Source organism: Rhodococcus sp. ZPP, assembly GCF_017656075.1.
GTDB lineage: Bacteria > Actinomycetota > Actinomycetes > Mycobacteriales > Mycobacteriaceae > Rhodococcus_F > Rhodococcus_F oxybenzonivorans.
In genome coordinates, this window is sequence record NZ_CP058638.1 from 4,952,053 (window position 1) to 4,966,586 (window position 14,534).

Sequence of the window (14,534 nt, forward strand, 5' to 3'; positions counted from 1 at the left end):
ACCCCGTCGCTGCCACTTCGGGGAGCGGGTCGGTGCGTATTACGAATACGCGGGGACCGGTGTCGTGATGTCGTTGCGGACGACCTCGGTGAACACCGATTCCAGTTGATCGAGGAACCGGGAGATCGTGGAATGCGCCGTCGCCGTATCGGGATATCGCGAACGTAGCGACAGCCCCTCTCCGGTACGCGACACCCAGAATTGGGCGTCATCGCACACCGTCACATTGCTGATGTGGTGTGCGTTCATCGCCCGAAGCTGTTCGGGGCAGGCGACTTTGCGGTAGTCGATGTACGAGACCATGAACAGGTCGGTTCGGGTTCGCCGGTATCCGTCACCCACTCCACGACGCACCTGTTCCATGGACAGCCCCTTCAGCGAGAGTGCGGTGCGGAACGACGCGTGAGTGCCGGTCAGCGTCGACTCGAACGACCCGTACGCTGACACCGGAACCACGATGGGGGCAGTGGCAGTGAGCCACCCGATGGAGTCCTTCCACCGGTGATTGTGGCGGGTGTGGAGGGGAAACTGCAGTGGCAGGTGGAGCGGGCCGCCTTCCCGCTGCAACGCGGTACCGATTGCGCTCAGCACACCAGTGAACATGCTGCCTCCTGCTCGTAGGCAGTTCTCTTCCAACCGTGCGGTGTCGGGACCGTCGAGGAGCAACCGGACATCGGACGCCTGCCGCGCCGGTCTTCCCTCCTCGACGCCGAGGTCCAGGGGGAATGTGGGAGCTGTCCCACCGCAGCGCTCATAGAACCGCGACCACACCCGGATTCTCGGATCGCTGTCGTCGACGGCCGTATCCACGGCTTCCGTTTCGCAGTACGAAATGAAACTTCCCGGGTCGCCGAGCACCCTTCCGATCTGCGTGTCGTCCATCACCGGTGCCGACGTGATCAGGTCGTAGATCTGCCGTAGTTCGCGCAACGCGATCACGAGGGACAGCCCGTCCACGATGGTGTGGTCGAACGCCGCGATGACGGTGCTCGATGTGGGCCTTTGCACGATGGCGAAAAGATAGGCGGGAAACGTCAGGGGGTCGCACTCCGCGGTGAAGCGGGTGCGCAGGTGTGCGCGGAGCGACACGGGGTCGTCGAACCGGACGGGATCCGATTCTTTCAGCGCAACGGCATCCGGTGGCACCATGAGGCGCTCGATGCGTGTGGGATGGACGTCGAAGCCCGTCCACAGGGCGTCGTGCCTACGGATGAATATCTCGAATGTGCGCCGTACAGCGCTGCGGTCGAGTGTGCCCGGCAGATCCAGGCTGCCTGCCATCCACACGCTGCGACCGAATCCGTGTGCCCGGGCGGTGTCGAGGTGGAAACGCTGGTTGTAGCTGGGCGGAATATCCGACTTCAGTGAAGCCGCAGTTGGTCGCAGGGTCCATTCTGTGAGCGTGCCGGGTTCGATGTCGTAGCGATCGATCGAGGTCACGTGCATCAGCGTTCTCCGCTGTCCGGGCGCAGGCTCGTGAGGGCGCGGTCGATGCATCCGTAGGCGGCGACGGTGATGATGGCCAGCGGGCCCGCGGCGACCGCGGCCAGCCTCTGCCCGACGGCGTTGACGAACACGACGACGTTCTGCAACGTCAGTTCGTCGGTGGTCTTGCCCACCAGCGCTCCGATACCGCATTCGCGGATCGTTCTCACGATGATCGACCCGGCCGCCGACGGTGCGGCCGTTGCGGCGTCGGCAGCACTCGCGGGTCCGATCAGGCCGGCAGAATCGGCGGTATCCGGTGTGACGGTCGCGGTGGTCGAGGACGTCGCGGGAGCCGCGGGAGCCGCACCGGCCGAGCCAATACTTGCGGCCATTGCGATCAGTGCGGCGGCGAGGATGACGAAGAATTGCCTCATATCTGGATATGCCCTTTCGTGCGGAGAATGGAGTTTTGGGCATTATTCGGAGAATGCCGAGTGTGGATCGAGGAGTCCGATGCGGCCATTGATTGCGGGCCATTGATCGGTGGACGGGACAAGCATTGTCCGAAAAGCCCGTCTTGGCTCACCCGAAACGGACACCGATGTCATCGGTCCTGGTAGCGCGGCATAAAATTCCATCCGGACCGGATCCGGCCCGGTGAAGCGGACATTCGTGGCGGAGCGGTAGTTCTATGATCTCGGTCTCAAACACTTGGATCGCCGGTCCCGGATCTGCGATAACAACTGCGCACCCTTGTGTCCATGGGTGTGCGGGAATTCGAACTCGGAGTGCTGATGGAATATCCCGGTGACCACGATCACCCCCGAGTATATTTCGCTGAACGATTTGCGCTGCTCTACGAATTGGCCGGTCGCCCCGTTCTGAAACGGCTCGCCGATCGCGCGAACTCCACGATTCCCGTCACCGAGTCGAGACGGGCCGTGTTCGTGTCCGCGCAACGCCTCTCCGACTGGCGCACCGGTCGCACTGTGCCGGCCCGGTTCGATGGCCTGGTCCCGACCCTGCGGGTCCTGATCGGTGCGGCCCGGACCCGACATCCCGGCCCGCGTGCGGACGGGCTCTACTCGATCCGGCAGTGGCAGGTGCTCTGGGAACGGGCGCAGCGCAGCGAACCGGCGCGCGGTGACGCGGCTCGCGGCTGCTCCGCGGGGGCCACCGACGAGGGGCCCGAAACCGCCGAATGCCCGTACCGCGGGCTGGCAGCCTTCGGTGTCGAGGACAGCCGGTACTTCTTCGGAAGGCAACGGGCGACCTTGGCTCTCCTCACCGCGGTGCTCGACGACGATGTCGACGTCGCGCTGACAGTTCTGGTGGGGGCGTCCGGTTCGGGGAAGACGTCGTTGCTCCACGCCGGGCTCGTCCCGGCGCTGGAACGGGGCCGTTCCGTCGTGACCCTCTCTCCGGGCCGCGACCCCGTCGGCACACTCGAGCGCTCCTTCGGCGAGGAGCGGGAGACGCCGTGCGTTCTGATCGTCGACCAGTTCGAGGAACTCTTCACACAGTGCCGGGACGAGGATGTTCGGCGACGCTTCGTCGGTGTGCTCGTGCAGACCGCGCGAAGCCGCGCGTATTCCGAAACGCCGGTCGACGCGGTGGTGGTGGCCGTGCGCGCCGATTTCTACGAGCGGTGTGTGGACTACCCCGATCTGGCGGCCCGTCTCCAAGAGGGCCAGATGGTTCTCGGACCCATGACGCGTGACGAGGTTCGGACGGCCGTCAGCGGTCCTGCCGCCCTGGTGGGTGTTCCGCTCGAGCCCGGCCTCGTCGACATCATCGTGCGCGACCTCGGCGACGGAAACGGCGCGGTATACAGCTCGGGTGCGCTGCCGCTGCTGGGGCACGCCCTCTTGGCAACGTGGGAGGCACGGGCGGGTGATTCCCTCACCGTGAGGGCCTACGAGTCCGTGGGCGGGGTACGCGGTGCTGTCGCGCGTACCGCGGAGGCGGTCTGGGAAGCGCTGACCCCGGCGGAACAGGTGGCGGCGAGGCAGATACTGATGCGGCTCGTCGCTGTCGGCGATGACGGTCCGGATACTCGGCGCACCCTGAGCCCCCCGCAGGTCCTCGAGGGATGTTCGAATACCAGTGCCGGAACCAGCGCGATGAATGCCTTGACCGCTGCGCGGCTGGTGACCCGTGACGCGTCGGGGGTCGAACTCGCGCACGACGCGGTGTTCGAGGCGTGGCCACGGCTTGCCATGTGGCTGAGCGAGGATCGGGCGGTCGCCGTCCTGCATCAGCGAATCGACAAGGACGCCCTGGAGTGGGAGAGGCATGACCGTGACGGTTCGCTGCTCTACCGGGGCGTGCGGTTGGATGCGGCGCTGCGGTGGGAAGCGGACAGTCGCGCAGGCCGTATAGGTGCGTCGACGCGTTCTTTCCTGGCGGCGGGAAGGCGACACGACCGTCTCGCCCGGTTGCGACGCCGAGGAGCTGTCACCGCGCTGGCGCTGCTGACCGTCCTCACCACGATCGCGGCACTTACGGCGCACGCGCAGCGAGTGGCTGCCGACGAGGAGCGCACGACGGCACAGTTCGCGGAAATTCTCGCGCAGGCCGCGCGCACGCAGAACCCCGATCCGTCCATGTCGGCCCGGCTTTCGTTGCTCGCGACCCAGCTGCGGCCTCAGGACGAGACCGCAAGGTCGATGCTGCTCGCGTCACAGAATGCCCCGCTCGCCGACCGGCTCGGAAGCCACGACGGTGCAGTCTATTCCGTGGCTGTCGGGCCCGGCGGAGTAGTCGCGTCCGCCAGTTACGACCGAACGATCCGATTGTGGAACCCGGCGGCCACCGGGACCCGCGGCTCGTTCGCGGCATCCCTCACCGGGCACACGAGCTGGGTCACCAGCGTGGCCTTCAGTCCCGACGGGCGAATGCTCGCCAGCGGCAGTGGTGACAGCACAGTCCGGCTGTGGGACATCCGCGATCCTGCCCGTCCCACCGAACTGGGGCAGCCGCTCGTCGGGCACTCCGGAGCCGTGTACATGGTGGCGTTCAGCCCCGACGGGCGCACCCTTGCGAGCGCCGGTGACGATGGAACGACCCGGCTGTGGAACATCGAAAATCCGAGCGCAGTCGGGGATCGTGCAGCACCGCTCAGCGGTCACACGGCCGCTGTCCGCACAGTGGCTTTCAGCGCCGACGGGCGAACGCTCGCCACGGGAAGCGACGATCACACGGCGATGCTCTGGGATCTGAGCGATCCGGCGCACCCCGCGGCGTCCGGCCGGGTGGTCGGGCATGCCGACACAGTGCATTCGGTTGCTTTCAGCCCGGACGGGCGACTTCTCGTGACGGGCAGCGACGATCACAGCGTTCGGCTGTGGCGCCTCGACCGTCCGGGTTCGCCGGTCGCCACCCGAGAACCCCTGATCGGGCACAACGCCGCGGTCTGGTCGGTGTCCTTCGGTCCCGACGGTTCGTCGCTTGTCTCCGCGAGCTGGGACGGAACCGCCCGGGTTTGGTCGCTGATCGACCCGGACCGGCCGACGTTGCTCGGAAAACCCCTTGCTGGAAGCAGCGGCGGACTCACGACTGCGGTGTTCACCCGAGACGGCAAGGCGGTCGTTACCGGAGGTCAGGACGGGACTGTGCGAAAGTGGGCGCTACCGACCGCAGTCGTCGCCGGACACACCTTGCGGGTCACGACACCCGTGTTCGACGAGTCCGGAACCGTCGCCGTCACGGCGTCCCGGGACGGGACTATTGCCTTGTGGCGGATGGGAAACGGTCATCCGCCTGTGCTCACTGCACGGTTTCTGTCGGGGGGCGGTGTGGGAGTCGAGAACGTCGCTTTGTCGGCGGATGGTTCGGTGCTCGCGACCGCGGGCGTGGGCACCGGGGAGGTGCAGTTGTGGAACGTCGCCGGCGGCATGGCCGTTCCGGCCGGGCCACCCCTCGAGATCGCCGCGCGCTACACCCACGAGTTGGCTTTCAGTCCGGACGGGGCGTTGCTTGCCACCGCTGCCGACGACCAGTCACTCACCCTCTGGAGCCTCGCGGACAGGGCGCGTCCCGTCCAGGTGGGAAGTGCGCTTTCCGGCGCCGCCGGATGGATCAACGCCGTTGCCTTCAGCCCCGACGGACGTGTCCTCGCGGCGGGCAGTAGTGACAAGACGGTGCGATTGTGGGACGTATCCCGCCCTGAAAAACCTGGTGCTGTCCGGACTTTGAGCGGTCACCACGGTGCGGTCAACGCCATCGCCTTCAGTCCTGACGGGCGCACCCTGGCCAGCGGGAGCGACGATCAGACGATTCGCGTGTGGCCCCTCACCGCGGAGACCGGCGACAAACCAGGCGAAGCCGCGGTGCTGTCCGGTCACACGAGCACCGTCCGCTCGGTCGCGTTCAGTCCCGACGGCCGGATTCTGGCCTCGGGGAGCGACGACCAGTCCGTGCGCATCTGGGACGTGTTACACCTGCGCGCGCTGGGCGGTTCACTGGTACCGGATGGAACGGTCCGGTGGAGAGTTGCGTTCGGTGCCCGGTCTGACGTGCTGATGGCGACGGGGGAAGCCGGAGCCGTTCGAGTACTCGACCTCGACCCGCACACTGCCGAGGCCAGGGTGTGCGCGAACACGCCCGATCCCTCGACAGTCGAATCGTGGCAGCAGCTTGCTCACGGGCCAGTGGCAGCACCCTGTGGCTGACACCAGGGCACAGATCAGTCGGCGTCCGCGGCCGGACGGCCTTCGTTCTCGGGTCAGGATGCCCGCCACCCGGGTCAGGACGAGCGCTGCGCCGCCTGTTCCACCTGACGCCGCAGGGTGGCGTCGGTGTGACGAATTGCCTGCGCCACAAACGGTTCGACGATTCGCGCCAGCGCCTTCCCGGCAAGTCCGCCGGGAAGCTCGTAGTGGAAGTCGACGGTCAGTCGGGTCGCTTCTTCGCTGACGGCCTCGAATCGCCACTGCGAGTGGGTTGTGAGGCCGTCGATCGAATCGAGCTGGATCAGTGCGTTCTCTTCCCACGCCGTGATCTCGACGACCGAGCCCAGCGTCTTGGGGCCGACCCGCATCGCCGCGTTGTAGACGGCACCGAGTCCGCGGACGGGTTCGCCGACCGGATCGAATTGGGTGATCCCGAAAAGCCAGGACGGCACGTGCGTGTAGTCGTCGAGATACGCGAAACAGGCGGCGAGCGGCGCTTGGGCTACGGCGGTGTGATGAATTTCGATCATGAGGACTTTCCTGTGGAATGGGCGGACGACGAGTGCCGGTAAGGCCGGACGGCGTAGTTCTCGAGGTCGAATCGGGCGAGGCGGCGTCGCAGTGATCCGGTGGACCACGGCCAGGCCGCGAAGTTCTTGCCGTCGGCGTCGAGGTAGTAGCTACTGCATCCGCCGTTGTTGAAGACCGTGGGGGCCAGGCCCTTCTGGACGGCGTCGTTGAAAGCGCGGAACGGCTCCTCGCGGACCTCGAGTACTTCGATGCCCTGCTGTTCGGCCTTGGTCAAGCCGTCGATGACATAGTCGAGCTGGGTCTCGGCCAGTCCGAGAAACGAGTTGTACACCAGGATGTTCGGGCCGAGCATGATGTAGGCGTTCGGCGCACCCGGAGTGGTGGTGGCCAGATAGGCCTCGGGACTCTTCGCCCACTTCTCCGACAGAAGGCGCCCGTCGCGTCCGCGAATGCGGCTCGCGATGGGTGGGTGGCTCACATCGAATCCGGTACCGAAGATGATGACGTCCACCTCGCGTCGGGTGCCGTCGGCGGCCACCACCGACTGCCCGTCGACCGCGACGAGCGCGTGGGGAATCAGCTCGACGCCCGGCTTCGTCAGTGCAGGCAGATAGGTGTTGGACAGCAGGAGTCGCTTGCAGCCCAAGGTGAAGTCCGGGGTGAGCGACGCTCGGAGCTCGGGGTCGGGCACCTGGGTCGCGAGCCAGCGGGTGCCGATGGGGTTGAGTAGGCGTGCGGTCCGTTCGCGCCGCATCGCCAGGGTGAGGGTCCGCAGCACCACGTCCAGAACGTGCCGAAATGCCTGCTGTACGGCCGGAACTCGACCGAACACCCATTGCGCCATGCGCGGGAACGGAAAGTCGAGACGTGGGACGACCCACGCGGGAGTGCGCTGGAAGACGTACAGGTGGGCCACGTCCGGTTGGATCTCCGGAATGAACTGCACGGCGGACGCGCCCGTTCCTACCACTGCCACTCTCTTGCCGGTGAGATCGACATCGTGATTCCAGCGCGCCGAGTGAAAGATCTCGCCGGCGAAGCTGTCGATTCCGGGGAGCTCGGGTGTTTTCGGTTCGGTGATCGGTCCTGCCGCGAAAATGACGTGCTGGGCGACCATCGTGCCCTGGGTGGTGTCGAGGACCCAGCGTCGGCGGTCTTCGGACCACGCTGCCTCGATCAGCTCGGTGTGCATCGAGATCTTGGATCGGACGCCGAACTTGTCGACCGTTTCGTCGATATACGACAGCAGTTCCGGCTGTAGTGCAAAGTTGCTCCGCCATTGCGGGTTGGGATTGAAGGAGAACGAGTACACCGGTGCGGGTATGTCGACACCGCAGCCGGGGTAGGTGTTCTCCCGCCACACGCCGCCGACGCGTGCTGACTTTTCGAGCACGAGGTAGTCCGTGATTCCGGCCTTTTCCAGCTTGACCGCTGCGGCGACGCCGGACAGACCGGCGCCGACTACGACGACCGACAGATGCCGTTCGTCCTCGGAGGCCTGGGAGGCGATGCCGGCCTGCTGCGGGGCACTCACTGTCATGTCTTCTTCCTGGGCCGAGGTGAAGCGGTCACCGGCAATTAACTGGGACTCGATGTCACAGTAAAAGGAAGAAGGCGCAATGGCAAGTGGTGCCCCGCGCCCGTGCGCCTTTCTGGTAGTGGTGGCAACCAGAAAGGCGCACGGAGCGACTGGAAAGCTCGAGGGGTGACCCGGAGAGTTACGGCTGGGGGACCTCGACGCTGTCGGGCAGCTTGTCCCGCATCTTGTCGAGTTCCTGCTCGATTCGTTCGACGGCACTGTCGTTGTTGAGCACAGTGACCATTCCGGCCGCGAAAGCTATCGAGATGACGATCGCCAGTGCGCTCAGTACAGTACCGGCAATCGCCACGCCTTTGCCGGTGATACCCACCTTGCGGGACGCCCTCAGTCCGAGGATGCCGAGAATCAGCCCGATGATGCCCAGCACCAGTCCGACCGGAGACAGGATCACGATCAGCACGCAAACGAGGGCGGCAACGCCGAAAGCGAGGGCGAAGGCGGCAGCAGTGCTGGTACGTGCGGGTTTGGTGACTACTCGTTGCTCGACATCGACGGAACGACCGTCGATATCGGTCACTCGATGCGGGTCGTTTTCGTCGCCGCGGCCTGTCAGTGGTCTGCTCATCATTACCTCCGGCGTAGTCGATCTGGGGTGTACAACGCATGCCCGGTTCGGTGGCCTTCAAACCGTATCGGTGAGGGGCCGAGTGCCTACTCGGTCGCGGCGTGGTCGGCGAGCAGGGCGACGCCGGATTCGCGAATATGGGACGGTAGCGCCGCATATCCGCAAACCCTTTGGCCGGATGCTGAGGGATTGGCCGGCGAGTCCCGCGAATCGGTGCGCGGATGCAGAGCGTCCGCCGCGGGTCGGTGACGTGGTCCGCGCCGAATTCGGGGAGATCCCGCACCGCACGACTTGCTGCCGCAGTGCCGCGCATCCTGGGAGAATCGGTGTATGACCGAGCGCAAACCTCCCGAGGTGAGCTTCGAGAGCTGGATCGACAAGCAGATCCGGCTGGCGCAGGAGCGCGGCGACTTCGACAACCTTCCCGGAGCAGGTAAACCGATACCACTGTCCGGCGACGTCGATGACGAGTTGTGGTGGGTCAAAAGTTATCTGCGGCGCGAGAACCTGCCCCTCGACGCATTTGCTGCCCACGCCACTGCAGCTGCGCAAGCAGATCGAGCGGCTCCCCGAGACGGTCCGCGGAATACCGTCGGAGGACGCGGTGCGCGAGATCGTGCATTAGCTCAACCTCGAGATCGTGGCCTGGTTGCGCGCGCCGTCCGGGCCGCGAGTGCCGGTCAGCCCCGTCGACGCGGACGAGGTGGTGTCGCAGTGGCGAATGGGGCGCCGAGCGGTGCGCACGCCGCCCCCATCGCTGCCGCGGTCCGTAGAGGACCAGCCGTCCGCAGAGAAGCAGCCGCCGACGCCGCGACCGCGGCGGTGGTGGCGTCGGGGACGGTGACCGGTCAGGCCCCGTGCGGCGACGGTTGCGCGGGTACGACCCTGGCGGCCGGAGCAGCACGCGACGGACCAGGCTAGGGGTGGATGGTGCGATGAAATCGCTTCTCCGAAAAGTTGACGTGCCCAGTGCTGTTGGTGCAGCCGGTGTGGTGATCACGGCGCTGTACGCATACTGGGCAACCGGACTCGAGCCGTTCACCGGCCTCGCCTACATCGCCGTCGGGGTACCCGTTGTTCTCCTGGCGGGTGTGGCCGTCATCGGCGGCGCCCCCGATTCTCGGGAGGACGGCACGCCACGGGCAGGGGAGATCACGCTACGCTCGGTGCTGCCGTGGCTGGTGTTGCTCCTTGTTGCCGCCGGCCTCGAAGGACTCGGTCTTGCCCTGGGTGGCCGGTCCACCACCGTTCCCACACTCAGCACGGTGATCGATCATGCGCTGGCGTGGCATCCGGTTCGATTCGTCCTGTTCTGCGGATGGCTTGCCGTCGGCGCGGGCGCAGTCGTCCGGATGTACCACAGGTGCGTGCGACCCCGTTCTCCCGCGGGAGGGTGAGATGACAGTCACGATCATCTGGCTGATGTTGATCGGCACCGGCATCGGCATCGAGTTGTACAGCCGCCGGACCGGCGGACGGTGGTCGAGCCTTGCGGGCGTCGTCTCCGCGCTGTGGACCCGGCTGCCCGGGCGACTGCTTCTCGTCGGCCTCTGGGCCTTCGCTGGGTGGCACGTGTTCGCCCGGTACACCCTGCCCTGATCGCCCGGTCAACCGCCGTCCGTTCCGCCCGTAGTGCCGGAAGTGCTGGTGGGCCGGGTCCTCAATGCTCGCCGCCCTCGACCCCCGTGGTGCAGCCCGCGCTCGTCGGTCTCGAGGTAGAGGTGGGGTCTCGTCCGTGCCTCGCTCGCAGCACCTTGCCCTTGCCGACCACACTTTGAAAGTACATCGAAAGCATGTCTCTGAGTGAGGTGCCGTTCTCGGATATCCCAAACAAGGGAAAGGCGACACTATCGGAGTGGCAGCGGTCGGGGGCGCGGCCGCTGCGAGTGACTCGGCGAGACGACGAGGATCTGGTCCTGATGACGGCGGTACGGGCGGAGCAGGAGCGGGAGGTGCTCGCGGCGGCGACGGCGATGGTCGACGCCCTACTGGACTCGGATGACGGTGTTCTGGTCCGCAAGGTCGTCGCGGCGGCGTTTCCGTGGGTGAGCTACTTGTCGGGTGAGGAGGTCGCCGACTTAATCGACGAGCTGATTGCGTCGCTGCGGGTGGGCTCGTCGCTGGATAATCCGGCTCCGCCGGCCCGCACGAACGAGACGTGGCGCCATACGGCGGAGGTGCATTCCGATCCGGAGCTGGCCCGGATTCTGTCGACGCCGTCCAAGGGCGACTTCGGGGCCGTGCCGGTGCCGGAGCTGTGAGCCCGAAGCGGGGTGAGCGGGTCGCGGGATGGGACAGTCGCGGTACGAGGGCATCCCAAGCAGAACCGAATGATGTTGCCTAAGAACTGAATGGGCCGAATCGACGTCATCGGAGTTCGGGGTGGCGAGCCGTCGTGCGCTCGCTTTGTGCCTCGGCAATCAGGAGGCGAGGTCGTCACGTGCGGCGGCAAGCTCGAGTAAGCGGGGCAACATGTCGGGGGCGGCGATCGAGGGGAGCAGCAGCGCCCACATGTCGGCGAGGCGTTCGTACAGGTCGGCTCGACCACTCAGTGCCTCGGACACGAGTTGCATCCCGGTGAAGGAACTCACCAGGAAGCGGGCAAGAGCCGCGGAATCGACGGTCGCCCGAAGTTCACCTGCTGCCGTCGCCTTGGCGGCCAGTGCCACGAGCGTGTCGGTCCAATCGATGTAGGGATCGGTGGCCGGTCCGCGAGAATTGCCGAGCTCGAGGGTGAGACGGACCCCCGCCCGGACGATCGGTTCGGTCAGTAGCTGCCGCGCCATTTCCTTGGCGCACAGGACGATAGCCTCCATCGGGGACTGTGCCGTGGCGAGCACTCGCTGCGCCGCCAGCATCGACATGGCGTGCTGCTCCTTGATCACCGCCCAGGCGAGGGCTTCCTTGGACTCGAAATGGAAGTACAAGGCACCCTTCGTGACATTGGAGTACGCAAGTATCCGGCTCAGGCTGGCGCCGCCGTAGCCGAGCTTTTCGAAGCTGAGCGCGGCGCCTTCCAGGACCTGATGGCGGGTGGCTGCCGCGCGTGCTTGTACTGCCATCACCTGTGCCTCACGATCGCCCTCGTCGCCGTCGCATTCCAACCTCCAGTCAACCACTCGAGCGCGCGGTACCCTCGGCGCGACCGCAAGTGTGGGAGGAAGATGTGACGTCGAAGGATGACTGGGGTCTGGAGCACATCGTGTTCGCGGGGGCGACTGTGGCCACCGTGGTCGGCGCCGTGACCGGACGCGAGCGACTGCAGAAGATCGCGAAGCCCCTGATCGCTCCGGCACTGGCGGCCCGGGTCGTACGCCGGCGAGGCGCGACCGACTCCGTGGACGCGGGACTATTGCTGGCCGGGCTCACGGGCGCGACGGTCGGTGACGTCTTCATGATCGACCCGGATGACGATGCCCGCCTGGTGCGAGGTGCCTCGGCCTTCGCGGTCATGCAGGCGTGCTACTCGGCTTTGTTGCTGCGCAAAGGTGCGCGTCCCACTCCGGCGGCGTGGGGTCCGCGACTGGCCGGCTGGCTCGGGGCGGCCCTGTTGCTGCGGGCTCGATCCGCCGGTGTCGCTGCGCCCCTCACTGCTTATGGATCAGCCTTGGCTACGACGTCCACACTCGCTGCCGATCCGTCCCTCGCCCCCGGCGCAGGCGTCGTTGCGAGCGTGGCGGTACCGAGCGGCGACCGGCGAAGCTGGCTCGGTCTGGGCGGAGTGCTGTTCACGGCGTCGGACGGGCTGATCGTGGTGCGGAGATTGTTCGTGCGAAGTGAGCGTGGCAGGGCTGTGACCGAAGGACTGATCCTCGCCAGTTACGCCGCCGCGCAACTGGGGCTGGTCGAGGGGATGCTCGCGCTGCGCCGTCGGAACACAGGTCGCCGGGTCACGGACACAGCATGATGCGGTCCCGATTGTTCGGGTCCACCAGGATGGTGATGGTTTCGCCGGGCACGAAGCGGGTGGCCTCCTCGCGCCGCACCTCGTACACGACGCGTCCGGAGTAGCTCTCGGACCCCGGCACGGTCAACCGCAGATCCAGTTCGGTCAATTCACCGTTGTCGGGGGTGCGACGAAGTGGTGTCACGCGCTCGATGCTGGCCCATCCTTCGAGCCCGCGCCGCGCGAGTTGGCGGTCTGCCCGGGAGGGTCGTTCGGCAGCCATCATGCCGAACCCCAGGGCTGAGCCGAAGGCGGCGACCAGTCCCATGATCTGGTACGGAATCGTGGCCTCGGGAGTGTGCTCGATCAACCATCCCAGCCAGACTGCGAGGACGATGACGTAACCGGCTGTGATGAAGCAGACCGTCCGCACGATTCGCTGATGATTCATCGTTGTGCCTCCGTGTCCAGGGTAGACCGCCGCGGGGACGCCGGGCAGTGGTGCCGTTAGAGTGCAGTGTCGGCAGCAGGCAAGCATGTGGAGGTGGCCGTATGGCGTGGCGTCGGGTGTCGTTGGTAGGTCTGAGCATTGGTGCTGCTCTGACGCTCGCAGCATGTGGGGGTTCGTCCGAGGCGGTGGCTCCGCCGACGACCACCACCACCGCAGCGCCGGTGACTACTACCACCACGGTTCCGCCAGTCACGACCACCACGACCACGATCGCGCCGACCACGACGACGGAAGCACCGACCACCACCCTCGTGGACGTTCCGTACGAGCACAACGAGTCGTACTTCTTCACCTCCCCGGACGGCGCATTTCAGTGCGGCATCATCAAGCTGCCGAGTCGCACGGAGGCGGGATGCCAGGGATCGACCAGTCCGGTCCCGCCGCGGCCGGCAGACTGCATGGTCGACTGGGGCCACGGCATTCGCGTCGAGAACGAGGGTGAGGGAGCGTTCATGTGTGCCGGCGGCCTCGTGTACACCTCGGGCGATGCCGAACCTGACCCGGTGTTGCCTGCCGGATCCAAGCTCACCGAACTCGGATACTCCTGCAACACCACAGCGACCGCTGTCACGTGTGTCAACGACGAGACGTCCCACGGATTCACGGTCTCACCCGACTCCAACGAGACGTTCTGATTTCATGATTGGCGCAGAGGTGGGTTCACTTCCGGTCCTGGCCGAGTCGGGCGAGCCGGGCCCTACCGAGTGGGGCGAGAATACTCACGGTGTCGGTCCGTGGACGGAAGAACACGACGTACCGGTCCCGACGGATCCCCGCTACGATCCCGAACTGCTGGCCGGCGGTGACCGACGGAACGTGGTCGACGCCTACCGCTATTGGACACGTGAAGCCATCGTCGCCGACATCGACAGCCGGCGCCACCCGCTGCATGTGGCGATCGAGAACTTCGCGCACGACGCCAACATCGGCACCGTGGTGCGGACGGCCAACGCCTTCGCCGCCGCGGAGGTTCATATCGTGGGACGGCGGCGCTGGAACCGGCGCGGGGCGATGGTCACCGATCGGTACCAGCACGTCAGACATCACTCGAGCATCGACGAATTGGTCGAGTTCGCGCGGGAGGAGGGTCTCACGATCGTGGCCGTGGACAACACGCCGGGCTCCATTCCGCTCGAAACCGCGAGCCTGCCGCGGGACTGCATGCTGCTGTTCGGTCAGGAGGGTCCCGGAGTCACCGACGAGGCGAAAGAGGTTGCAGCCATGACCGTATCGATTGCGCAGTTCGGTTCCACGAGGAGCATCAATGCGGGTGTCGCGGCAGGCATTGCCATGCATGCGTGGGTGCGCGAGCACGCCGACCTCGGTCGGTCGTGGTAGCG

General features: G+C 66.3%; 14 protein-coding genes and 1 pseudogene. 8 read left to right on the plus strand and 7 right to left on the minus strand.

Annotation, left to right across the window (positions count from 1 at the left end):
- Nucleotides 1–39: 39 nt before the first annotated feature.
- Together HYG77_RS22920 and HYG77_RS22925 are read right to left on the minus strand one after the other, a co-directional pair.
- Nucleotides 40–1,440 (minus strand): condensation domain-containing protein, encoded by a 1,401-nt coding sequence (locus tag HYG77_RS22920; protein WP_208960728.1) that lies wholly within the window; start codon nucleotides 1,438–1,440, stop codon nucleotides 40–42.
- A gap of 5 nt (nucleotides 1,441–1,445) precedes the next feature.
- On the minus strand, nucleotides 1,446–1,862 hold the full coding sequence (locus tag HYG77_RS22925) for a hypothetical protein (RefSeq protein ID WP_162603275.1): 417 nt from the start codon (nucleotides 1,860–1,862) through the stop codon (nucleotides 1,446–1,448).
- Between the two features lie 327 nt (nucleotides 1,863–2,189).
- Here HYG77_RS22925 and HYG77_RS22930 point away from each other — a divergent pair, with 327 nt between their 5' ends.
- Entirely contained in the window at nucleotides 2,190–6,101 is a 3,912-nt protein-coding gene (locus HYG77_RS22930; protein WP_244373071.1) for a WD40 repeat domain-containing protein, read from the plus strand.
- 74 nt (nucleotides 6,102–6,175) lie between these two features.
- Here HYG77_RS22930 and HYG77_RS22935 read toward each other — a convergent pair whose 3' ends face one another.
- The 3 genes from HYG77_RS22935 to HYG77_RS22945 all read right to left on the minus strand — a co-directional run bounded on the left by HYG77_RS22935 (nucleotide 6,176) and on the right by HYG77_RS22945 (nucleotide 8,797).
- A complete protein-coding gene (locus HYG77_RS22935) occupies nucleotides 6,176–6,631 on the minus strand; it encodes an SRPBCC family protein (protein ID WP_159924828.1) in 456 nt (151 codons plus the stop codon).
- Nucleotides 6,628–8,172 (minus strand): NAD(P)/FAD-dependent oxidoreductase, encoded by a 1,545-nt coding sequence (locus HYG77_RS22940; RefSeq protein ID WP_208960729.1) that lies wholly within the window; start codon nucleotides 8,170–8,172, stop codon nucleotides 6,628–6,630. The genes HYG77_RS22935 and HYG77_RS22940 overlap by 4 nt, the downstream gene beginning before the upstream one ends.
- Nucleotides 8,173–8,350: 178 nt before the next feature.
- Entirely contained in the window at nucleotides 8,351–8,797 is a 447-nt protein-coding gene (locus HYG77_RS22945; RefSeq protein ID WP_208960730.1) for a DUF4190 domain-containing protein, read from the minus strand.
- A gap of 330 nt (nucleotides 8,798–9,127) precedes the next feature.
- Between HYG77_RS22945 and HYG77_RS22950 the strand changes: the two are divergent.
- The 4 genes and pseudogenes from HYG77_RS22950 to HYG77_RS22965 all read left to right on the plus strand — a co-directional run bounded on the left by HYG77_RS22950 (nucleotide 9,128) and on the right by HYG77_RS22965 (nucleotide 11,058).
- Nucleotides 9,128–9,641: pseudogene (locus HYG77_RS22950) on the plus strand (DUF1992 domain-containing protein).
- A gap of 91 nt (nucleotides 9,642–9,732) precedes the next feature.
- The gene (locus HYG77_RS22955; RefSeq protein ID WP_208960731.1) at nucleotides 9,733–10,194 is read left to right on the plus strand and encodes a hypothetical protein; all 462 of its coding nucleotides are present in this window, start codon (nucleotides 9,733–9,735) and stop codon (nucleotides 10,192–10,194) included.
- A 1-nt stretch (nucleotide 10,195) separates the two neighbouring features.
- Entirely contained in the window at nucleotides 10,196–10,396 is a 201-nt protein-coding gene (locus HYG77_RS22960) for a DUF6186 family protein (protein ID WP_109332763.1), read from the plus strand.
- Between the two features lie 194 nt (nucleotides 10,397–10,590).
- The gene (locus HYG77_RS22965; RefSeq protein WP_244373073.1) at nucleotides 10,591–11,058 is read left to right on the plus strand and encodes a hypothetical protein; all 468 of its coding nucleotides are present in this window, start codon (nucleotides 10,591–10,593) and stop codon (nucleotides 11,056–11,058) included.
- Nucleotides 11,059–11,217: 159 nt separating this feature from the next.
- On the opposite strand, the gene HYG77_RS22970 is transcribed toward HYG77_RS22965, so the two are convergent.
- Nucleotides 11,218–11,859 carry a ScbR family autoregulator-binding transcription factor gene (locus HYG77_RS22970; RefSeq protein ID WP_109335310.1) on the minus strand — a complete coding sequence of 214 codons (642 nt, stop codon included), beginning with the start codon at nucleotides 11,857–11,859 and terminating at the stop codon, nucleotides 11,218–11,220.
- Nucleotides 11,860–11,963: 104 nt separating this feature from the next.
- Here HYG77_RS22970 and HYG77_RS22975 point away from each other — a divergent pair, with 104 nt between their 5' ends.
- The gene (locus HYG77_RS22975; protein WP_208960732.1) at nucleotides 11,964–12,704 is read left to right on the plus strand and encodes a lysoplasmalogenase; all 741 of its coding nucleotides are present in this window, start codon (nucleotides 11,964–11,966) and stop codon (nucleotides 12,702–12,704) included.
- On the opposite strand, the gene HYG77_RS22980 is transcribed toward HYG77_RS22975, so the two are convergent.
- The gene (locus HYG77_RS22980; RefSeq protein WP_208960733.1) at nucleotides 12,688–13,134 is read right to left on the minus strand and encodes a hypothetical protein; all 447 of its coding nucleotides are present in this window, start codon (nucleotides 13,132–13,134) and stop codon (nucleotides 12,688–12,690) included. The genes HYG77_RS22975 and HYG77_RS22980 overlap by 17 nt on opposite strands.
- A gap of 101 nt (nucleotides 13,135–13,235) precedes the next feature.
- On the opposite strand from HYG77_RS22980, the gene HYG77_RS22985 reads away from it, so the two are divergent.
- Complete coding sequence (locus HYG77_RS22985) at nucleotides 13,236–13,829, plus strand: DUF6636 domain-containing protein (protein WP_208960734.1); 594 nt, start codon at nucleotides 13,236–13,238, stop codon at nucleotides 13,827–13,829.
- 4 nt (nucleotides 13,830–13,833) lie between these two features.
- Nucleotides 13,834–14,532, plus strand: a complete 699-nt coding sequence (locus HYG77_RS22990; protein WP_208960735.1) for an RNA methyltransferase — start codon at nucleotides 13,834–13,836, stop codon at nucleotides 14,530–14,532.
- Nucleotides 14,533–14,534 lie beyond the last annotated feature (2 nt).